At 37.0% G+C, this 21108-nt stretch carries 16 protein-coding genes and 2 pseudogenes; 8 read left to right on the top strand and 10 right to left on the bottom strand.

Annotated elements, in window-relative coordinates:
- Positions 1-61: 61 nt before the first annotated feature.
- The 6 genes and pseudogenes from QUB80_RS02630 to QUB80_RS02605 form a co-directional block, all read right to left on the bottom strand.
- The gene (locus tag QUB80_RS02630; RefSeq protein ID WP_289787928.1) at positions 62-505 is read right to left on the bottom strand and encodes a pentapeptide repeat-containing protein; all 444 of its coding nucleotides are present in this window, start codon (positions 503-505) and stop codon (positions 62-64) included.
- A gap of 542 nt (positions 506-1047) precedes the next feature.
- Positions 1048-1524, bottom strand: a pseudogene (locus QUB80_RS02625) (Clp protease N-terminal domain-containing protein); the annotation flags it as partial.
- A 129-nt stretch (positions 1525-1653) separates the two neighbouring features.
- Positions 1654-1899, bottom strand: a pseudogene (locus QUB80_RS02620) (ArsR/SmtB family transcription factor); the annotation flags it as partial.
- A 102-nt stretch (positions 1900-2001) separates the two neighbouring features.
- Positions 2002-2994, bottom strand: a complete 993-nt coding sequence (locus QUB80_RS02615; RefSeq protein WP_289787927.1) for an aspartate carbamoyltransferase catalytic subunit — start codon at positions 2992-2994, stop codon at positions 2002-2004.
- A 371-nt stretch (positions 2995-3365) separates the two neighbouring features.
- Positions 3366-4403, bottom strand: coding sequence for a glycosyltransferase family 2 protein (locus QUB80_RS02610; protein WP_289787926.1), 1038 nt, complete (start codon positions 4401-4403; stop codon positions 3366-3368).
- Between the two features lie 184 nt (positions 4404-4587).
- Positions 4588-5448, bottom strand: coding sequence for a phytanoyl-CoA dioxygenase family protein (locus QUB80_RS02605; RefSeq protein WP_289787925.1), 861 nt, complete (start codon positions 5446-5448; stop codon positions 4588-4590).
- An 857-nt stretch (positions 5449-6305) separates the two neighbouring features.
- Here QUB80_RS02605 and QUB80_RS02600 point away from each other — a divergent pair.
- The 4 genes from QUB80_RS02600 (at position 6306) to QUB80_RS02585 (ending at position 12073) form a co-directional block, all read left to right on the top strand.
- On the top strand, positions 6306-7736 hold the full coding sequence (locus tag QUB80_RS02600; RefSeq protein ID WP_289787924.1) for a GumC family protein: 1431 nt from the start codon (positions 6306-6308) through the stop codon (positions 7734-7736).
- Between the two features lie 112 nt (positions 7737-7848).
- Positions 7849-9093 carry an O-antigen ligase family protein gene (locus tag QUB80_RS02595; RefSeq protein WP_289787923.1) on the top strand — a complete coding sequence of 415 codons (1245 nt, stop codon included), beginning with the start codon at positions 7849-7851 and terminating at the stop codon, positions 9091-9093.
- A gap of 144 nt (positions 9094-9237) precedes the next feature.
- The gene (locus tag QUB80_RS02590) at positions 9238-10368 is read left to right on the top strand and encodes a glycoside hydrolase family 5 protein (protein ID WP_289787922.1); all 1131 of its coding nucleotides are present in this window, start codon (positions 9238-9240) and stop codon (positions 10366-10368) included.
- Between the two features lie 424 nt (positions 10369-10792).
- On the top strand, positions 10793-12073 hold the full coding sequence (locus QUB80_RS02585) for a lipopolysaccharide biosynthesis protein (RefSeq protein ID WP_289787921.1): 1281 nt from the start codon (positions 10793-10795) through the stop codon (positions 12071-12073).
- A gap of 98 nt (positions 12074-12171) precedes the next feature.
- Here the strand turns inward: QUB80_RS02585 and QUB80_RS02580 are convergent, their stop codons facing one another.
- On the bottom strand, positions 12172-13407 hold the full coding sequence (locus QUB80_RS02580) for a glycosyltransferase family 61 protein (RefSeq protein WP_289787920.1): 1236 nt from the start codon (positions 13405-13407) through the stop codon (positions 12172-12174).
- Between the two features lie 426 nt (positions 13408-13833).
- Here QUB80_RS02580 and QUB80_RS02575 point away from each other — a divergent pair, with 426 nt between their 5' ends.
- The 3 genes from QUB80_RS02575 (at position 13834) to QUB80_RS02565 (ending at position 18067) form a co-directional block, all read left to right on the top strand.
- Positions 13834-14856 carry a glycosyltransferase family 2 protein gene (locus QUB80_RS02575; protein WP_289787919.1) on the top strand — a complete coding sequence of 341 codons (1023 nt, stop codon included), beginning with the start codon at positions 13834-13836 and terminating at the stop codon, positions 14854-14856.
- 1130 nt (positions 14857-15986) lie between these two features.
- Positions 15987-17381, top strand: a complete 1395-nt coding sequence (locus tag QUB80_RS02570) for an ATP-binding protein (RefSeq protein ID WP_289787918.1) — start codon at positions 15987-15989, stop codon at positions 17379-17381.
- Positions 17382-17386: 5 nt separating this feature from the next.
- Positions 17387-18067, top strand: a complete 681-nt coding sequence (locus QUB80_RS02565; RefSeq protein WP_289787917.1) for a response regulator — start codon at positions 17387-17389, stop codon at positions 18065-18067.
- 12 nt (positions 18068-18079) lie between these two features.
- Here QUB80_RS02565 and QUB80_RS02560 read toward each other — a convergent pair whose 3' ends face one another.
- The gene (locus QUB80_RS02560) at positions 18080-18373 is read right to left on the bottom strand and encodes a hypothetical protein (protein WP_289787916.1); all 294 of its coding nucleotides are present in this window, start codon (positions 18371-18373) and stop codon (positions 18080-18082) included.
- 771 nt (positions 18374-19144) lie between these two features.
- On the opposite strand from QUB80_RS02560, the gene QUB80_RS02555 reads away from it, so the two are divergent.
- A complete protein-coding gene (locus tag QUB80_RS02555) occupies positions 19145-20017 on the top strand; it encodes a WecB/TagA/CpsF family glycosyltransferase (RefSeq protein ID WP_289787915.1) in 873 nt (290 codons plus the stop codon).
- A gap of 320 nt (positions 20018-20337) precedes the next feature.
- Here QUB80_RS02555 and psbM read toward each other — a convergent pair whose 3' ends face one another.
- Positions 20338-20454: a photosystem II reaction center protein PsbM gene (gene psbM / locus QUB80_RS02550; protein ID WP_015136746.1), complete on the bottom strand. Its 117-nt coding sequence runs from the start codon at positions 20452-20454 to the stop codon at positions 20338-20340.
- A 133-nt stretch (positions 20455-20587) separates the two neighbouring features.
- Positions 20588-20884, bottom strand: coding sequence for a 2Fe-2S iron-sulfur cluster-binding protein (locus QUB80_RS02545; protein ID WP_289787914.1), 297 nt, complete (start codon positions 20882-20884; stop codon positions 20588-20590).
- Positions 20885-21108: the final 224 nt, after the last annotated feature.

The raw sequence follows: 21108 nt of genomic DNA, 5'->3' as shown, positions 1-21108 counted from the left end.
AGTTAGAAATTAGAATATTTAAAATTGCTTCTTATAACTTCTAACTATTATCCTATAGATTTTATTCCTCGCCTCCGACACCAAGAATAAAATTAAAACCATTTGCTCCACTGATATTTGTGTCAATCATAATAGCTCCATCTACTTGAGCGTTATATAAATGAGCATTACTTAAATCAGCATTACTGAGATTAGCGTTATTAAATGTAGTGCCACTAGCAAAAGTTTGTGATAAATTAGCAGATTCCAAATTTGCACCAGTTAAATCTGCGCCTTCTAGGTTTGCACCTTCCAAATTTGCACCCTTTAAATTAGCATTTCGCAAGTCTGCGCCAATTAAGTGAGCACCGCTAAGATTCGCACCTTTTAAATTACATCTGTAACATGCTCTAGTTTCTAGTAAGCGCCGAACATTATTAACGGAATTTTCTGCTTTTACAGGAGTGGAGACAAAGAAAGATATTGTACTTAATAAAGCCGTTGCAGTCAAAATTCTAATCTTCATAGTTTTTCCTCCCATATCTGTAAGCTCTTGAATCAGGTTATGATAATTAGACTTAGCCTTTACTCATTAATTTTGATTAATGGTTCTAAAGTCTGCAATTAAACCCAATAACTTCAAGTAAATCTTAATTATTCAATTTATTAATATTATTCCTCTAATTTTGAAATGAGACATCTAACAATTGAAGGAATTAAATGGTAAGAATGAGAAGCTTAAATTAAGTTATTTATTCTTACTTTAGTTAGATGAGGTAGATAATATTCATCAGTTCGTCAATGAAACTCTCAAAGCAAAAATAATATTTGAATTAAAACGCCAAAATAAATATCTGTCTGAGGTAATTATTAAAAATCTTTCTTTGGAATCGTTTTTGATAGATCATCAAACATAGCAGTCCAAAATCATTCGCGAACAACTAGATCCCCGACTTGTTAAAGAAGTCGGGGATTTGAGCCTCTTGATTTTCATAACTCAAGTAGAAGTATTATATGTGACAATAATGGTGGGTTATGACTATGCATCAGCTACCTTTTTAGTTAAGTTAATGCTCTTCGCAGGCGTTGTTCAAAAGCAACCAAATCTACACCTAGGTTTTGCAAAATCCTAATTGCTGCTCCCCCTGCTGTACCTTTAGCTCCTTCTTTAAGAATGCCTAACAGCAGATGTTCTGTACCAATATAATTGACGCCTAGTTGTTGTGACTCTTCTACTGCTAGCTCTAACACCCGCTTGGCTCTGGGTGTGAAGGGCATATCCACAGGCGTTAATCCTCTCCCTCTGCCAACAATTTTTTCTTCCTCCATCTTGACTGTTTCCAAGTTCAATCCTACAGAGGAGAGAAACTGTGATGCAAATCCACTGCCTTCACCAACTAGTCCTACCAAAATTTGTTCAGTGCCAATATACGTATGTCCCAAGCGCCGAGATTCATCTTGGGCAATATTGATGACAGTAACAGCTTTTTGAGTGAATCTTTCAAAACCGTTAAGGTGGAATCTGTCCGAGACAAATCCAAAAATTCTTTCAAAAATAGACTCAAAAAATCTTTCAAACATAAACCCTTCCTGCATCGATGCATTGTTGACTGCTGTTAGGGCGTGATCGCTTCGAGATTTCCCAGTATAAAGAAAAGACAGTAAGTCTTCCATAATCTCAGCGTTGGCTGAATACCACAGAAATTGCTTATCTTTTCGACTATTAACTAAACCCTCAATTCGCAACTTCTCCAAATGATGCGATAAGGTTGAGTTCGGAATTTTTAGCTTTTGGTGAATCTCGCCTACAGTCATCCCCTCTGGATAAGCTGCAAACAGCAGCCGCATAATTTCTAGTCTTGGCTCCGATCCTAATGCAGCAAAGATGTCTGCATAACGAGCCGTTTCTATATATTCCATATTTCTAGAATAATGGAAATAATAGAAATGTCAATACTCACATTTTTGACATTCCAACTCAGGTGAGGAAAGGCAGGAGGTTCCTTTTTGTCTTTATTTGTTTTAAGTTACCTTGCCACTACCAATTAAATACAGCAGTGCCATACGTACGGCAACACCGCTAGTAACTTGTGTTTGAATAAGACTAAATTCGGGGTCATCCATTAAATCTGAGCTAATTTCGACACCACGGTTGACTGGGCCTGGATGCAAAACTTTGACGTTAGGCTTACACAGTTGTAGTTTTGAACGTGTAATTCCAAACATTTGATGGTATTCTCGCAAAGAAGGTAATAAATTTGCACTCATGCGTTCTTTTTGCAGGCGCAGAGTCATCACAAAGTCAGCATCTTGTAAAGCAGGCTCCAATTGCCAATGGAGAAATAGCTTACCTAGTCTATTTTTTCCGTAATCTGCGAATAATTTGGGTAATAATGTAGGTGGTGCTGCTAGATGCAATTCGGCACCAGTTGCAGTTAAACTCCAAATATTTGACCTAGCTACTCGCGAATGTAGAATATCACCAACTATAGCAATTTTTTTATTTTTGAGAAGTTCAAGGCGCGGATGATTTGGATCAAGGAGAGTACAGATTGTAAATAAGTCTAACAGCGCTTGGGAAGGATGCTCATGTTGACCGTCTCCGGCATTGAGGACGCTAACTTTTACGCCAAGACGATCCATTTCTTGAGCGATCGCATTAGGTACTCCTGCCTCTTTATGGCGAACGACCATGATATCAGTTCCCATAGCTAAATAGGTCTTGGCTGTATCGAGAATAGTTTCTCCTTTAGTCATTGAAGAAGTGGCGCTGGCAAAGTTGAGGGTATCTGCTGAGAGGCGTTTGGCAGCAAGTTCAAAGCTGCTGCGAGTACGGGTTGATGGCTCAAAAAACAAGTTCGCCACTACCTGTCCCTGTAAAGTTGGCACTTTTTTAGTCCGCCGTGATAGTACCTCCTGAAAACTAGCGGCAGTTTGCAACACGGTATCATACTCCGCTAGAGTGAAATCAGCTAAAGAAAGAATGTGGTGACGAGTCCAATTAGTACTAGGCATAAATAGCTATTCATTTTTGTGTAGAGGTGCGAACTTATCTCTACAGTTTTTTGACCAGGTTGAGAAAATTTATTACTACTACATTCTCCTTCAATTCGAGAGAATAAGACGGTTGAAATCACAAATTGTCTAATACTTGTATTAATAATTGCTTGGTCTGAGCAAACAACTCGCTATTAATCCCGATCAATATTGAGGATTTTGAGATCACACCCTGCCAAATGCAATAAATTATGCTTCAAGCGTCCTGGTACCTTTCTAGTGATGAGTGCGATCGCAAACAAATTTATACTTAATACCTAGTCAAACAATGAACTGGTTGGGCTGACTTTCACCTCACTGAAATTTTTGCTAGTCATAGCTTATAGAAATTACTTGACTATTTCATTGGTTAGAGCTTTTTCATTCCCACTAAGCAAAACAGTTATTCTCATTAATTTTTTCTTGGTATGGGATACTAATAAACGCAATAGTTTAATTAATCTGTCATACCGATGTGCGCCAAGTAACTTCAGTAAGTTGATAGTAAGGTTTAACCGCATAGACGACCAACAATAAGCTAGTCGAGGATAGTAACTAACTGCCTTCTTATATAAACGGCTTGCCTCACAATAGTCCCTTTCTAAGCTTCTGACTCGCTGTTGAGCATGGTAGAAATAGAGTCGGCCATAGCTGTGATTTTTCAAGTATTGCAATTCTGGCGAGACATAGGAAAAAATTTTTTCGATCGCGACACCACAATCTCGCATTGCCGCCTGCCAGTTTGAAGTCATACTTCTAGAATGCTTGCGGTAGTAAGTTAGTGGTTCTTTAATTACCTTGAAGGGGTAGTGTAAACCAATCCGAACCCACATATCCCAGTCTGCGGCGATCGTGAAACTTGGATCGAATACTCCTACTTCTTCAAAACATACACGGCGAACCATTGCCGAACTGCCGCATCCAATAATATCTTGCTCTAGCAGTTGTTTACGCACATCGCCTTCCGCTTTAAACTTGACGATACTGTGCCTGTGGATTAATCCTCCTATATCCTTAGAGTGTTCATCAATCAAAGTCACCCAGTTATAAACCAGACCTACCTCTGGATTTTCATCCAAAATCTTTACTTGTTTTTCCAATTTGGTAGGATCCCACAAATCATCAGCATCCAGAAAGGTGATATACTCGCCTTGAGCATGAGCAATGCCTCTATTCAATCCCCCAGGAATACCTCGATTTTCTTGAGAAATCAGTTTTATTCGTGGTTCACTTAATTGGGTCACCCACTCTACAATATTATCTGTACTACCATTGTTAACTAATACTAATTCAAAATCAGTAAAACTTTGCCATAGCAAGGTTTCCATTGTTTGTGGCAGATAGGCCATTGCATTGTAGGCTGTCATTACCACAGAAACTTTAGGCATAGGATACACTTCTCCTGATTACTTGTGCGCTAGATGAAATGGGAACATAAAAAGTCGTCACCTGTAGTAAGCTGCGCTTAAGCATCTTTTACCAGGTGATTTGTCTACAGCTAGCACTTCTGAATTGGCTTTTAGACTTGTATACCTAAAGTAAAACTAAGACTAAAGTCAGTAACTTTGTCATTTACAAATCTGCGTAAGCAGGCTTGGGTATATAATTAGCAACCAATTCATCTGGACTAGGGTAGGTATTGTCACTGTATTGTGTACACTCTGCTGGTCGCTTGGGGGATGCGGCTGTGTATACGAAGAACAAAGCTGAACGTTCTTCTGAGCGCAGCGTACCGTGATGGAGAACATTGGCTGCATCTACAAATATGACTGTGCCTGCTGCTCCTAAACACTTTCGCCAAGCTGGTTTTGGAATTATTGATGTCAATTCCTCATCCGCAATCCCAAATATGCTGGATCTTTTGGCAGTACGGTTAATTCTCCATCTCTGCCCAAACCAACGAGAAGTTAAAGACTTGGAAATGTACTCAAATGGACCTGTTTTTTCGTCTACATCATTTAAGTAGACAATAATCTTTACTACACGGCGATCTTCTATATCCCAATGCCATCTTTGGATGCCACAGTGTTCTGTACTAGGAAAGTCCCTACGCAGATGAACACCTTGAAATTTTATCGGCAACCCAATATAGTTTTCTGCAATCTGAAGCAGTCTCTTTTCGACAGCCCATCTAGAAAATTCTACCAGATTTGTGACTGTGCAGATCTGTGGTTCAGTTTTTTCTGACGATTCAACGATCGCTGCTGACATCATTTCTAGATACTTCTTGGATGCATTCAGCATATCGGGTGTGGAGGGCAGACCCAATTCCTGCAATGATGTGATGTGCGCACCTTCTTTTTTCAGTTCATTGATAATGAGGCGATCGCTTGAACAAACTGGAGGCAGTTTTCTACTATGTGTCAGCAGAGAAAATCTGTAAAAACATTCAGAAAGCAAGCCCGCTACTTTAGTACGGATTTTGTAAAACATAAAGTGAAAAATAAAATCAAATAATAAAGTTTAACTAATTTAAGGTATATCCACATTAGACATATAAGAGTAAATCCTGTCATAACTGGCTCTTTTATGAAAAGTACTTTAATTAATCTTTAATCTCATTGAGAGCATTTAACTAATTTTCAATCTATTAGAGTCCATATTTGGACAACTTAGATTTTGGCATGAAAGCGGCTTAGGGGTCTTTTCAAACAAATTGCCACTGCGGTTTAAACTTTTTCTTAACAAATATTTTATAAAGATAAGGTAAAGTCTGTCCTTTAATTATAAGAATAAGCACTTAATGTAGTTTCTCTAACACTGCACTAAACCAAATTAAATAAATTCATAAATTTGACAAATGAGATAATTTGTGCATAAAGTTCCAATCACTTTGGAGTTAGGGATTGAGTTTTCAATCTCCGATTGTTTTGCAATTATGGTATATTTTATTACTATATTGATATCCAATTAGATCTTAGACATTAAATAACTTATTCTAGTTTATGTAGGCTTGGCACTATATTTAGACTTATATACTTCGCTCTAGTTAATGTATAAAATAATCTTTAATATTCTAAGTAGTAAAAATTGGAGATAAAATATATCCATATGGATAGCCTAGAGGATAGTTTTACCTCTTCAAAGGATGATGTCTGCACTAGCGTGATCGTAACCATCAGATAGTATTTTCTGTTGTAGTTAGAGCTTAATAATTTCATGAAGACTTGCTGAGTCAAAGTCTTAAAACTACCAAAGCGTAAGTTTGGAAGTATAGTATATAGAGGCAATAGCACAACAGCACTTAGGCTCTAGAACTCCGCTGGTTCCCGAATTTAGAAGGATTTTGAATGACTAAGTATATAGAGGTCTCTGCATACCCTGGCAAATCAACAGCGAACCAAGGGCGTTGGCAAAACTACTTACTTCTAGGCATAGCAGCAAATTTAGCCCTTTGGGTACTAGCTTTACTGTATATAAAGCTCACGCCTCCAACTTACAGTAGTTCTTCGACTATTAACCTCCCTGGAGGAGGCTCTAATGCCAGTGTTAACCTACCAGGCATTGGCCAAGCTTCTTATGAAAATTCGTCTCCGTACACCTTTAGTGCTACTCAAGATCCAAGAGAAAACTATAAGTTCATTGCTTTGAGTGAGCCTGTGCTGAAGTCTGCGGCTGCTCAACTCAATATGTCTACACAAGAGTTTGGAGAGCCACGTGTCAAAGTAGTAGATAATACTACTGTTATGACTATTGAGTTTAAAGGTGCAACTCCTCAGGAAGCTCAACAGAAATCCATAGCTTTTTACAAAGCCTTTGAAGATAAGCTGAATGAATTTAGACAGCAAGAAGTTTTGAAAAAAGAGGTAGGTTTTCAAAGAGCTCTAAATTCAGCACAGCAGAAGCTGCAAGTGTCACAACAGCGTCTTTCTAACTACAAGGCACGCTCAGGATTAAATTCTGAGGCTCAAATTAGCGACTTAACAAGCAACATAGAGCAGCTAAGGAGACAAAGAGCTGAAATAGTGGCTCAACAGCAGCAAACTACTGCTCGCTTCAGACAGTTATCGACTAATTTGAAAGTTTCTTCTGAACAAGCATCTGATGCTTTTAGTCTTCAAACAGATCAGATATTTCAGCAGAATCTAAAAAATTATAGTGATGCTAGTGCTGCTTTAGTTGTTTTAGAGTCAAAATTTTTGTCCGATCATCCTACGGTTGTTGCAGAGCGAGCCAAACGAGATGCAGCTCAACAAGCATTACTAGCCAGAGGCCAAACCCTTGTAGGGCGTCCTGTCAGCTTGGAAAGTTTAATCAAGCAATTAAATGTAAGTAGTAACAGTTCCAATGGTACGCCTCGCGAAGCTCTCTATCAAGAGTTGGTTACAGTTCAGTCAGAGCAAAAAGGACTCACAGCACAAGCTCAGACAATAGATCAGCAAATTGCTGAACTTGAGAATAGGCTGAAAAATCTGGCACAGCAGCAAACTACTTTGGATGCTCTCAAGCGAGATCTGCAAGTTGCCGAAGCAGTTTTTTCTTCTACTTTAACTAGACTGGATATTGGTAAGTCGAATGCTTTTGGTTCTTATCCACTTATTCAAATGCTGCAAGAACCAAGCTTACCTGGTAGTCCTAGTCAGCCCAATAAAACATACGCATTTTTGGGTGCGGCTGTTGGCTCTCTTTTTCTAACTACAGGTATAGTATTGCTCTGGTTACGCGATCGCAAACGTAGAGCTTTCCATAATGAGTTATATTACACCCGTGTTGAAAAATGACATGAATGACCTGGCAGTGATTGCAACCCAAGAAAAATTAGCTTAATTAAAGCAAGGCTTAGAAAACATTAATAGTTTTAGCAAAACTGAAAACTTCTAAATCCTGATTCGGATGAAACCTCAAAACTTAGAAGAAAAAGTAGTTTGGTACTCCCTCGTAGGAATTTACGTCTTTTATTTCCTGGGAGCACAGTATGTTTTCATGCCTTTAATTGCCTGGTTCCTCGTATTCTACCTTGGCAAAAAGCTTTGGAGTCAAACAGAAAATACACCACCTGACGAAAAAGTCACAATTCCTTTTACAGTATGGGTATGGATCGTTTCCATGCTTGTTATGGAGGTGGCCCTAATTATTGGTCATATAGACTTTAATTTAGGATTAGCAAAGATAATCACCTCATCTATTAATTGGGCCAGATCGTGGGCTTTAATGGCTCTATATCCTTTAATAGGTTGCCTTAATATCAGACCAAAACTAATTTATCGTGCTGTCTGTATTATTTGCCTACAAAGTTTAATATTTATTCCTATTTGCTATTTGGCATATACCTTACGTCTGCCTGACCTTTTATATGATTCTCCTTTACGCTTAATAGGAGGTAACGGCGAATTATTCTACCAAGTGAGGCTTTACGGTTTTGAGCAAGAAACCAATCAAGTTCGTTTATCATTATTTGCACCTTGGGCTCCTGGCTTGGGGATGGTAGCCAATATTTACTTTTTACTTGCTTGTCAAGAGTCTAATAAAAAATGGCGGTTGATTGGCATGATTGCTTCGATTGCTATGATTTTAGGCTCTTTTTCACGATTATCTTTACTATGTATTGTTATCGTTCCATTAATTACTTTGTTACTCGTAAACCTTGCCAGACCTGGAGTACAATTTGCAGCAGGAATACTAAGTGTATTTGCAGGTATATTTGCTCCTTTAATCATAGGTGTTCTTGAAACTTTTCAAGAACAATTTTCTAAAGCTAGGGCAAGTTCTTCAAGAGTTAGGGAAACATTGGCTCGCATAGCCCTTGATCGCTGGAGTGAGGCACCTATTTGGGGTCATGGAATTATAGAGCCGAGAGGACCAAGAGTTGTAGCATTCATGCCTATAGGAACTCACCATACCTGGTTCGGTATTCTCTTTGAGAAAGGTATAGTAGGTTTGATTGCTCTGGCATTTCCATTGTTATGGAGCTTTTTTGATTTACTCAGTAAAACCTATAAAAATGAAACTGCTAAAACAGGATTAAGTATATTGTTAGTCATATTTCTATTTACTTTTGGTGAAAAAATAGAAGGTTTATCATATATTTATTGGCCTGGTTTAGTTTTAATGGGTATTGCCCTAAAAGAAAGAGTTTAATTTATTATTCATTTAAATAAATTTCATATTATTACGCAGTAAAATTAATTTTTTTTAAAAATAAGTTAATAATTATAGTTAGTTTGTAACTTTTTACAAAAAACAAATACATGATTTATTTTCTAAAATTATAAAAATACCTCTATGAGTACTTTATCGCGCTCTAAGTTTCTACGATTGGGACTTCTCTCCCTCTGCTGTGGACTTACAGCTCCCAAATGCACTCTTGTAAAAGCAACTAATCATCCTAAATCTATAGTTAAACCTAACCGCTTAAGGACGCTATCTAAAGGTTTCAATCTTGGACGCCGACGGGTAGTTGAATTTGCACAGGGACAAGACAATCTATATACAACTTTATTGCAATATAAACGTTTAGGTTTGACTTACACGAGGCTACCTATTGTTTTATCTAATTTTTTTGATGATAAAAATCCTAATGTATTAAAGAAAGAATACCTTACTGCTTTGGACACAATTGTTCAAATGCACATGAAAGTAGGACTAGGAATTACTGTGTGTCCTTTTGATGCTCCAGAAGAATTGTATTCAAATCCTGCTGCCGTTACAAAGTATTTAGCTTTCTTCAAAGCTTTCGCTACTCACTTTAACAACACCAATCCAGAAAAAGTATTTTTGGAAGTCTTAAACGAACCTTCAGCAGAAACACCTCATGTTTGGAATCAAATTCAACCTCGACTAATTTCAACAATCCGTTCATACGCACCAAAGCATACAATTATTGCAAGTTCTAACTTAAGAGTGACTAAAAGACATTGGAATAACCTTCGAGCTCTTCTCAAAACTGAAATTGTCAAAGATAAAAATGTAGTATATAACTTTCACTTTTATGAACCATTTGTTTTTACACATCAAGGAGCTACCTGGGGATGGGAAGCTTTGAAATATATGAAAGGAATCCCTTACCCTTCTAATCCAAAAGCAGTTGCACCTTTATTAAATAAAATTGGAGATCCCCAAGCTAGATGGGGAGTAGAAAATTATGGTAAGGAACAATGGAATAAAGTTAAGTTAGTAAATGAGTTGTCGTTAGTGGCAAAATGGGCAAAATCTAATGGTGTTCCTGTTATATGTAATGAATTTGGAGTCATACAAACGGCAAGTGTTCCCAGAGATTCGATGCTTCGCTATTTAAGAGATGTTAGACAAATCTTAGAATCTTATAATATTGGTTGGAATCAATGGTTCCGCTTAAATTTACGCGATCAAGAAATTATGCAAGCTCTTGGTCTTAAACCTTTAATACGTCCCTAAATTTCTAATAAACCTATAGGTAATTGTTTTTCAGCTCTGTTTTACAAATCTTTTTCACTATCAGAGTAGTTGGGAAAGGGCTATATTAATTCATTTGAAATCTTTTGATTAAATTTAAAATGTCTTTAACGCATCTTTGTAGTTTCCAGAAAATATTGTTGTTAAATCAAGCAACTTTGATGATAGACTGTACAAGATACGTTAATCGTTATAAAAAGTAATCTTATCAATACCAAAATTAATTATATTGATATTGACTATTTTAGTTTAATATGTCGAATTCAAGAATTATTTCCAATTCATAAAGTTTCCTTGATAAAGGCCTAATGATTCAATGAATTTTACAGATATTTTTCGTTTCTTCTAATTTCCTCATCTTGAGTAGTTGAAGTAATTTTAAATTTATCCTTTATCAGGTAATCGAATGCTGATCAATAAGTTAAGACAAAAATTAAGCAATCAATTTATTCGTAATGTTGGTTGGCTAGGCGGAGCAGAGCTAGCCAATCGTATCTTTCGCTTGGGGACAACTTTTACTTTAGCTCGTACATTTAGTCCCCATGATTATGGATTGGTAGCGATCGTAATGACTTCCAATGAATTCGCAAAAGTTTTTGCTCTTCGTTCTGGAATTGGGCCTAAGATAATTCAAGCTAATCAAAAAGATTTACCAACAATTTGTGATACATCATATTGGTTGAATTGGATTTTGTGTGGTTCTCTTTTTGTTATCCAATGTATTGCTGCCTTTCCAATTGCTTGGTTTTATAAGGATCAACAAATTATTTTACCTATTTGTTTTAGCGCTTTATTTTACTTGATGTTACCAGTTTTTCTGGTTCAAAGCGCATTAATTGAGCGAGAGAATCGACTCAAGATAGCAGCATTATGCAATGTCATTCAGTCGTTGATTGGCAACATTTTGACAATTGCTCTAGCTGTAATGGGATTAGGAATGTGGGCTGTAGTTATACCAATTGTTTTAAGCACTCCAGTATGGATAGTAGTTATGCTTAAAAATAATTCTTGGCGGCCTCCAAAGTCTTTTAAGCTTGAGAAGTGGCGTGAAATTATTGATTTTGGTAAAGATATACTTGGCGTTGAATTACTAGGTAGACTCAGATCTAATATAGACTACTTAATCATTGGTCGTTTTCTAGGACTTGATGCACTAGGAATTTATTATTTCGCTTTCAATGCTGGATTAGGAATTAGTCAAAATGTGGTAAATGCATGCACTGCTGCTTTGTTCCCTCATCTTTGCGAAGTCCGTGGGAACTTTGAGCAGCTCAAACAGAGATATTTTAGTAGTCTTAAATCAACTTCTACTGTTGTAGTTCCGCTGATTCTTTTGCAGTCAAGTTTAGCTCCCTTTTATGTACCGATTGTTTTTGGTCAAAAATGGGTATCGGCTGTGCCAATTTTGATACTTATTTGTCTTTCAGCTCTGGCACTTCCCCTTTACAATACTGCCAGTCAGTTACTAAATGCCGTAGGTAAAACTCAAATCAATCTTTACTACAGCTTTATTTATACTGAATTATTTACTATAGCTTTGTTAATAGCGGTTAAATTTGGAATAATATGGGTAGCCGCAGCTGTACTAATTTGTCAGTTACTAGTTAATTCTATTTTTAGTGTCTGGGCTATTAGAAATATTTTCAGAAAAAACTCTAGCCTTACATTAACAAGATTAAAGTCATAGGTAACTGTGACAAACAAAATTTTGTATAAAGTCAATCATTACCTAGAAAATAATTTTCTAGGTAATAATAATCGCAAATCTACCTCTTGTATTTAAGATTAAATTAACATATCTATCATAGTACTCAACCTTTTGATATCAACTTGGATATTTCCATCGTTTTTACTCAAATTACTATTATTAGGATTTGTTAAACAACCGTACTGGAATCCTAAAGTTCTAGCTATTCCTGCAAAGTTAAGGGTTGGTGGGGTTTCACCGCAGATTTCAATTACTTTAGAATTTGTACTAAATATAATATTACTTAATCCTGCTCCATGTGGCGCAATGACAAATTTTGCTTGAGAAAACAAGTTTATTTGTTCAGCTAAATTTAACTCTTCTAGTACATAACTCCTAAAATTATAAGACTGTAGACACTCGGCTACTTCAGATTCATTTAATATCCGCCTGCCTACTGCTTTTCTTCGAGAAACATAAACATAGGGATGTACATCTGTAATTGAAGTGTAATTTTTACGAACATATCGTTTTAGTTCTTCTGCCAACCATGTTAAACCTTGAGGAGAAGTATATCCACTGTATATATTCTCATCTAGATATAGGTTTCGGAAGCTAGGTACGATGAGATTTCTTACTAATGTCTTTTGATTTCTCCAAAAGATAAAATCTTCTTCTTGATATCCTAAATATTTGAGTGATTCTATCTGCCATTTATTTGGTTGATTATGAATAATTAGAGGAACTTTTAAACCTGTCTTATTTTCATAATATTTTATTCCTTCCAATTTAGTTAATGTATTTATCATCCACTGATAGTAGTTATTATGATTCCAACTGTTGATTAAAGAACAGGCAACAGGCAACTCTTTAGATGATTTTGAAAAATAATATGATGTTAATGCTCTTAAAGAAAGACTATCTGCTGTATGCCAATATACATTGTTACTATAATAAGGAACACTAGTTTCTCTTATAAATTCTCCCTGCTCAGTTAAACCAACAGTATATTTTCCTATCAAATAGATGTTATTAATTTCAAAAACATAAGAGCTTGATATCTTATCTTTTTGAGGTTTTAACTCTTCTTTTACATTAGAAGGTGTGTCTTCTAAGTAATATGCCTTCACTAAGTTTAAAGTTTCTGGAGAATGATACTCATAGCAATTATCTGCTCTTATTATTAAATCTCTACGATTCAATTCTTTTAGTCTTTTTGATTTTAATAAAATATCTATTAAAGGTTTACGAAGTTTAGCTTTAATGCCCATTCTGTAAAGTACACGATTTAACTCTCTGAGCACTTTAATTTTTTTTAGTTGTTTTTTGAGCATAGCGATCATCCCACTGAACTTAGTAAGGTATATTGCAAAACAGTTTTCGCTCCAAAATCTGCTGGTAAGACAGTTTTGATATAGTGGCTTTAGATAATAGATTGAGCAGTCAGTCTTCGGTTATTTCAAGATTGGCGATTTCATTGCTGCTAAGTATGTACTCTAAAACTCTTTGTCCTGTACTTAAGGCTAGTAGAGACTGTTTTTGAAATATATTCGTATTTTTGGCGCTCTATGTACACCACTACTTAGTGGATAGCCAAGTGGATAATTTTTAACTCTCTAGGATGCTATCAGTAAAAGTTGCGATCATAGCCTACAGGTAGTATCTCCATAAATATATTAATAATTACCCTACTCATAGTACAGCTAAAGTTGTGACTAAAAATTAAAGTCATCCTCAATTAAAGCTTAGTCGTTAAAATAATGAAAAAAGTTTCTGTAATTGTTCCAGTTTATGGAGTCGAGAAGTACATAGCTGCTACAGTCCAATCTGTTCTCGATCAGACCTATAAAAATTTCGAGCTTCTCATTATTGATGACGCCTCGCCTGACAGAAGTGTAGAGATTTGTGAGCAATTTACAGATCCGAGAATTAAAATTATTCGTCAGGGAAATCGAGGACTAGCTGGAGCTAGAAATACTGGAATTAGACACGCTCAAGGGGAATATTTAGCCTTTTTGGACGGAGATGATTTGTGGGTGCCAGAAAAGCTAGAAAAACACGTTGCTCATTTAGAAAAGCTACCAAATGTCGGTATTAGCTTTAGCCGTTCTGCCTTTGTCAATGAGGCTGGAGAACCTCTGGGGACATATCAAATGCCTAAGCTAAAAGGTATTACCGTACCCCACTTACTTTGCCGCAATCCTATTGGTAATGGCTCTGCTCCGGTGATTAGAAAGGAAGTTTTTGAAGATATAAAATACCAAGATAACATCTATGGTTGTTTAGAAGATTTTTACTTTGATGAAAGTTTCCGCCAATGTGAAGACATTGAATGTTGGATTCGGATCGGAATTCAAACAAATTGGCAGATGGAGGGCATTCCTGAAGCTTTAACTTTATATCGGGTAAATTCGGGCGGACTGTCATCGAATATGCTTAAGCAGTTCGATTTTTGGGAAAAAGTTATGCAAAAGACACGCTCTTATGCCCCAGAAATAGTTGATAAATGGGAACCATTAGCTAGAGCCTATATAATGCGTTATTTGGCTCGCAGGGCAGTGCGTTTGCAAGATGGTTCTATGGCTGTAAAAATGATGAACCAAGCTTTGGCAACTAATTGGCGTATTTTAATTGAGGAGCCACGCCGCACTCTTTTAACTTTAGCTGCGGCATATCTTCTTGTACTATTACCTGAGTCTTTTTATAACTCCATCGAGTCTATTGCTTTAAAAAGTACAGGGGCAAATCAAAAGCGTCGGATTTTACAAGATCAGTCTAGTTAATGACTGTGAATTGCTCATTCTCAAACTATTACCCCTTTTCTAGAACGGCAGTTTATAGCTAAGAGGCTTCAATCGCTACACTTTTTGCATTCAAAGCGGCTGCCGTGTCTATTTTTCATCTATGTAATCACTTCAGTAACTGCCACAGCTTTTGTGCATCAATAAAAAATTAGTAAGCAGTACTAATGTACGATTCGTCATTGCTAATTTGCTAAATCCTCTCTCTAAATCTTTGTGCGATCGCGGTGATTTGAAATTTAGCACTTCCCAGCTTGATTTACTAAATAGCAATTTTTATTTAGTTATTTAATTGTGAAGCTAATCGGGTTGTAGCCACAACATCAAATCTTTACAGAAGCACTATAGTTTTTAAGTAGCAAAATCAAATCTTTACAAAAGTGATTACGTAGGATCGCATAGAGCCAAGGAAGGATTAATAATTTACCTATTTTGACTATGTATTAATAATACATAAGTAGATTAAATTGATTTTAATCATTATAATTTTATTTACCTCTATTACTGTTATAAATACTGAAATAATTACTCTAATCAAGCTGAAGTAATTCTAATATAGGCATTAACTCACAAAATAACTTACAGAAATCAAGTTAATAATTTAAGTGTTATATTTTACTTCAATTCATTTACTAGAAATGTATAAATAAAGCCTAAAGTTTATTACTTTAGATATATAGCCAAAAAATATCTAGTCATGTAAACGTTTACTTAAATACGTAGCTTTGTAATAATGTTCCCAATTGTCTACATGATTAGCGCTATGAATTTTTTCATAAATTTTGCTTGTAGATTCTTATCTCAAGCAGCCTTCTTATAAATAAGGCTATGATTGGAGCAGAAATATGGCTGCGTGTAGTATTATGTACCAATGCGCAACCCTGGTTAATCAATTAACAAGTATGATGACTGCTGTGAAAAACCTGATATTTGCTGATAGATTTGTAACAATAAATACGTCACTCATCTATCTGTTATTCATTTAATTAAGCTCAGAAACCTGTCAGATAGTGTTCACTATTAAGTTACTGCGTTGCCTGGCTTCATCGACTCCAAAAAAACATTTATTTGCGCCATTATGTACCAGCTTTTTGATACTGGTATCTTTAATAGTGGGACAACAATGTTTAAATTTGTGGATAGCATTGCTCAGTCAAGATGCAGCCGACCGAGTAACTCGTACTCTATTAGTTGAGCGTGAAGCAGAACGTCTGCTGAATGCCGTAATAGATGAGCAAAGAGCCTCACAAGGTGCCTACCAAAAAGAAGAAATAGCCGTCTGTAGCAGTCTCAATCGTCTATATTGGCTCCTGCAAAATAACTCAACCCAAATTAAACAACTCGACAGAATTAAAAATATTTATAGTCGCTGGCAAAGCCAGCTAGCTCAAGGAACGCTTTCTGACTCTGCCAGCACCAATAGTTTGACAGAAAAGAACTTATTTGATTCTCTGCGCGCTCAGATTAGGATCTTGCTTATGCACGAAGAGCTACTGATGGGCGAACGCAAACATCGTTTGCAGCAACTTTATTACATCAATATAGCTGTGAATGTTTTTTGCACAGTAGTTATTGTGGCAGGAATTACCTTAAATATTCGGCTTTTACACCAACGAGTTGAAGTTCCTTTACGAAAGTTGATAAAAGTTGGAGAAGTTTGGCGCAAAGGTCAAATGGACATTCGATTTGACTATTCCTCTCCGGATGAAATTGGTCAACTAACAGAAGTTCTCAACGAAATGGTGGCTCAGGCTAGAGAGCGACAACAACGTATTGAGGTTCGGAATCAACAGCTTGAGGACATGATCTCTGCCCTTTCCCACGATCTGCGTACCCCCTTGCTTGCAACCCGCGCTACTTTAGACGGTATGCTCAAAGGAGCTTTTGGTTCTGTAAGCTGTGTGTGGAAAGAAGTATTTCAAGAATTCCGCCAGGCTAATGAGGATCTTCTCAAGCTTGTAGAAGCCCTTTTAGATGTTTCTCGATATGAAGCTGGTTACGGCGCTCGCTTGAACTATGAACCTTTAAATTGGGAAAGGATTTTTGTCAAAGCAATTGCCCAGATACAAGCTACTTCTAAATGCGAGCCAACCCTTGTTTATAATATTTCTCAGTCATTACCGATTGTCTATGGTGATGAATTAGAAATTAGGCGGGTTGTACAAAACCTACTTGATAATGCTGTCAGAGTGAGTGAACCGGATAAGGAAATTTTTCTGCAAGTAGCATCTTTTGGAAACACCCAAGTCAGGATTTCTGTGCGAGATTATGGTTCAGGAATTGCACCACAAGATAAAGAACGCCTATTTCACCGCTTCATTCAGGGACGAGGGCGACGTGGCAAATCTGGACTTGGTTTGTACTTATGTCGTCAAATCGTCGAAGCTCACGGAGGTAGGATTGGTGTCGAAAGTACCCTTAAAGAAGGTAGTACCTTCTGGTTTACCCTACCAATAGCTAAAATTCAGGCTGCATCTAAGTATGAAAAGCAGATACGGGAGGAGTAGTAGTAATGCTTGAGAAGCAAGAACAGAAAACAGTACGGATTCTACTTGTTGATGATCATACTTTGATACGTCGAGGTATGAAGGGGCAATTTGCCTTAGAGCCTGGCTTTAGTGTAGTTGGTGAGGCTGGTGATGGGCCACAAGCTATTGAATTAGCTGCCGAGCTTCAGCCGGATGTAGTTTTGATGGATATTGATTTACCAGCCATGAATGGAATTACAGCTACACAGAGGATTAAGAGCGATCGCACTGCCACCCGTATTCTTGCCTTGAGTGCTTTTGATGACGACACGCAGGTGATTGGAATGCTTGCTGCTGGGGCAGATGGTTACTGCCTGAAGACGATTGAATGGGAACAGCTTGTTGCTGTGATTCAATTAATCCTCCAGGGTGGTGCGTATCTAGATCCTCATATCGCTCAGAAAGTTGCCCGGATGCTCAAGCCTACTGTTAGTTCTAACCATCAAGCTCCTACTTCTGAAACACTCCAACAATCTATTCTCAGCAACCGCGAGCGTGAGATTCTCAAGTTAATTGCTAAAGGATACTCGAATCAGGAAATAGCTGAAGAACTCTACCTTTCACTAGGGACAATCAAATCCTATGTGCGTATGGTTCTTAACAAACTTAGTGTTGATGATCGTGTACAAGCAGCAGCATTGGCTGTGCGTGAAGGTTTAATTTAAACTTAATTTAAACTAGTAAGAAAGGAATTCCTGTAGACGGGTATACAGTTCTGTAGGTGTGGTAACCGATGATAAACCCTCATCCATGGGCTGCTCTGACCACAAAATGTAGGGCTGAAATATCTGGAAATCTCCGAGTATTGGTAGACATAAAACAAAAACGTGAGGGGCGAACAGAGTAACCTCTTCATTGTTTGGAATACCGTAATAAGGGAACACTTCTAAACTTTTTTTCAAACAGTAGCTGCTGACGCGCTGCACGGTGCTAACGTTGCTACCAATCACCATAATTCGATGCCTCTCCATGGCAGCTTTTCCATCGCAACTACAAATTAATTGGACATAACGTGCGTGTAAGATTTTCGTAAGATACACAAAAGGATTTCAAGAATAATATAGCTCTACCGCTTGACAAGCTTTTCAATCTTAAACACTTGCTCAGGTAAAAGATTTTGAAATACAAGTTCTTAAATTTCAAAAGACAAGAATATCTTGATAACAAAAAGAAGTAATGAGCGCTAACAAATTGTGCAATTTCTCTCGGAATTGTCTAACATAAGTAGCCTCGTTATACTCAAGAGCTATGTTAACAACCCTAGGTAGCAAATGCTGTACTACCATAGTGTTGCGCAAAACTGAATCATAACCAAGCATTAATTTTTGAATTGAATACAGTCTAGTATGAAGCTTGGATTTTCTCCACACTAGAGCCAAGCGGATAGTTAGATGGATAATTTTGTCTCTCCATGAGGATGCTGTACACTTCAGGCTCTAAGTAACCATCAGATAGTATTTTTCATGACCCCTTGAGGTAGAGACTGTAAGAGGATTTTGTAAATCAAAGTCCAAGTTTTCTATAGGTGGTTAGATGTGAGGATGTAATGCGAGTATGTCAAAAGTCCCCATATATAAGAATTTCATTCCGGTTGCAGACTAATGATTGTTGTACAAGCAATTGAGCTGACTTGATATCTCTAGTCAAGCGCAAGACTGTATGTATAATTCGGCGGTAGCACGGCTCTACCTGTGTTCTGAATTCTGCTACCGCCGAATTTTGGATGATGAGGTTCAAATTATATGGCAGACCGAGTTAGGTTTCTCAACACCCTTTTTGATCGTGCGTCCTCGGACGAGGTAAGCAAAACATTACGAACACAGTTACTTAATCGCCAGACTGGTTCCGTCTATCAGGATTTAAATGACAAAGAAAAAGTGAAGCTCTTAAATATAGAGATAGACAACTTATCTAAGGCGGAAGTTTTAGAGAACCTTAAAAGCGGCGTTGTATTCACGCCTAATGTCGATCATGTGATGAAATTGCAGAACGATGTAGATTTTCTCCACGTTTACAATCGTGCTGAATACAAACTGTGTGATAGTCAAATTCTGCTTTATGCATCTCGATTCTTAGGTAAGCCCATCAAAGAGAAAATTTCCGGTTCAGATTTTTTCCCAGCTTTTTATAACTTCCATAAAAAGAATGAACAAATCAAAATTTTCTTACTAGGGGCAGGTAAAGGCGTTGCCCAAAAAGCTCAACAGAGAATAAATGCTAAAGTTGGCAGAAATATCGTTGTAGGCTCGCACTCACCTTCATTTGGTTTTGAGAAAAGCGAAAAAGAGTGTCAGGAAATCATTGATATCATTAGGAAATCGGGAGCGACAGTACTGGCAGTTGGCTTAGGCGCACCCAAGCAAGAAAAATGGATCTATAAGTACAAAGATTTACTGCCTAATATTAAAATCTTTCTAGCGATAGGTGCTACTATTGATTTTGAAGCGGGTAACATTAAGAGGTCTCCCAAGTTTATTAGCAATTTGGGTTTAGAATGGTTGTACAGAATGGTATCTGAACCAAAGAGATTATGGAAGAGATACTTGATAGAAGACCTGCCTTTTTTCTGGCTCATATTACAACAAAAACTGAATTTCTATAATAATGGCGATTAGTGAAGAGCATGGTCATCATTATAGAAATTCATTAAGGCACAACATTTCACAAAATTCTTATGCGATCGCGCAGTGCCTACACCCTATTTTGGAAAGAGTTTAGTTCCCACACTTGGTTTTTGGATAATTTTTGAAGTGATGTAAATATTGTTGTTACTTTCACCAATTTTCAACGATTTGACACTACATCGATTAAAAGCTTTTAAGTCTGACTGCCAGATTATCTTGCTTAAACAATAATTCTTCAGAGCAAAACAAAAGTAGTTTGAAAAAACAAAAACCCTTACGCTCAGTAGTAAGGGTTTTATTTTATAAAAAACCTAAGTATCTTTTTTACCTTCGCGGCTAGCTGTCTGGATGTAAAGGATGATTAAAAAAACAGCGGGAACCAGCACGAATAAGATGCTGGCTACAAACCCCAGGTCATTAACCTGCATAGCAGAAAAGCCTCTCTTAAATACCTGTCAACAATCTTAGGATAGCATCATTGCGCTCTGACTGAATCATCAGTAATGAGTATAAAGTTGAAAGTTGTAGGTAGATGAATTGAAAATATTAAACCCATCGACTTTAAGGCTTTGTAACTACGCTTATAGGGCCATTGACCAAGGTTTGGCAAGCAAGGCGATAATTAGCGGGCTTTTTTTTCAATAAACGGTTCTCTACCTCTGTGGGGGGCGAAAGATTTTCCCTACCTTCAATTATTTCGACAATGCAGGTACCACATTGACCATAGCCACCACAGTTCATCATCTTTCCCCAGATCTTATAAATATCAATCCCATTTTCTAAAGCTTTGAGTCTTAGATTAGCACCATCAGCAGCTACGACTTCCTTATTCTCTTTAACGAATTTAATGTTACCCATAGTTATATCTCGTTTACTATTAGCTTGACTGTGACTGAAATTTGACCTGGTTTTATGGAATTTGTTATCCATTATATATAGGAAATTATTACATTTTTTTAAGAATTATCAACTTTTTTAAAGATTCTTTTTCAATATTTCAACATTAAAGTCATTAAATGCAGTAGAGAAATCGCATTCTTCAGTAGATCTGAAAGCACAAGGCAGTAGGTAGCAGGAAAGAA

It is taken from the genome of Chlorogloeopsis sp. ULAP01 (genome assembly GCF_030381805.1).
Taxonomy (GTDB): Bacteria; Cyanobacteriota; Cyanobacteriia; order Cyanobacteriales; family Nostocaceae; genus Chlorogloeopsis.
Note: the sequence above shows the minus strand (reverse complement) of the source record. Positions and strands in the feature narration are given on the sequence as shown.

What these genes read in the sequence shown, in the direction of transcription:
- QUB80_RS02630 (WP_289787928.1), bottom strand. Translation starts at nt 505, where the DNA reads ATGAAGATTAGAATTTTGACTGCAACGGCTTTATTAAGTACAATATCT.
- QUB80_RS02615 (WP_289787927.1), bottom strand. Translation starts at nt 2,994, where the DNA reads ATGCCTAGTACTAATTGGACTCGTCACCACATTCTTTCTTTAGCTGAT.
- QUB80_RS02610 (WP_289787926.1), bottom strand. Translation starts at nt 4,403, where the DNA reads ATGCCTAAAGTTTCTGTGGTAATGACAGCCTACAATGCAATGGCCTAT.
- QUB80_RS02605 (WP_289787925.1), bottom strand. Translation starts at nt 5,448, where the DNA reads ATGTTTTACAAAATCCGTACTAAAGTAGCGGGCTTGCTTTCTGAATGT.
- QUB80_RS02600 (WP_289787924.1), top strand. Translation starts at nt 6,306, where the DNA reads ATGACTAAGTATATAGAGGTCTCTGCATACCCTGGCAAATCAACAGCG.
- QUB80_RS02595 (WP_289787923.1), top strand. Translation starts at nt 7,849, where the DNA reads ATGAAACCTCAAAACTTAGAAGAAAAAGTAGTTTGGTACTCCCTCGTA.
- QUB80_RS02590 (WP_289787922.1), top strand. Translation starts at nt 9,238, where the DNA reads ATGAGTACTTTATCGCGCTCTAAGTTTCTACGATTGGGACTTCTCTCC.
- QUB80_RS02585 (WP_289787921.1), top strand. Translation starts at nt 10,793, where the DNA reads ATGCTGATCAATAAGTTAAGACAAAAATTAAGCAATCAATTTATTCGT.
- QUB80_RS02580 (WP_289787920.1), bottom strand. Translation starts at nt 13,407, where the DNA reads ATGCTCAAAAAACAACTAAAAAAAATTAAAGTGCTCAGAGAGTTAAAT.
- QUB80_RS02575 (WP_289787919.1), top strand. Translation starts at nt 13,834, where the DNA reads ATGAAAAAAGTTTCTGTAATTGTTCCAGTTTATGGAGTCGAGAAGTAC.
- QUB80_RS02565 (WP_289787917.1), top strand. Translation starts at nt 17,387, where the DNA reads ATGCTTGAGAAGCAAGAACAGAAAACAGTACGGATTCTACTTGTTGAT.
- QUB80_RS02560 (WP_289787916.1), bottom strand. Translation starts at nt 18,373, where the DNA reads ATGGAGAGGCATCGAATTATGGTGATTGGTAGCAACGTTAGCACCGTG.
- QUB80_RS02555 (WP_289787915.1), top strand. Translation starts at nt 19,145, where the DNA reads ATGGCAGACCGAGTTAGGTTTCTCAACACCCTTTTTGATCGTGCGTCC.
- psbM (WP_015136746.1), bottom strand. Translation starts at nt 20,454, where the DNA reads ATGCAGGTTAATGACCTGGGGTTTGTAGCCAGCATCTTATTCGTGCTG.
- QUB80_RS02545 (WP_289787914.1), bottom strand. Translation starts at nt 20,884, where the DNA reads ATGGGTAACATTAAATTCGTTAAAGAGAATAAGGAAGTCGTAGCTGCT.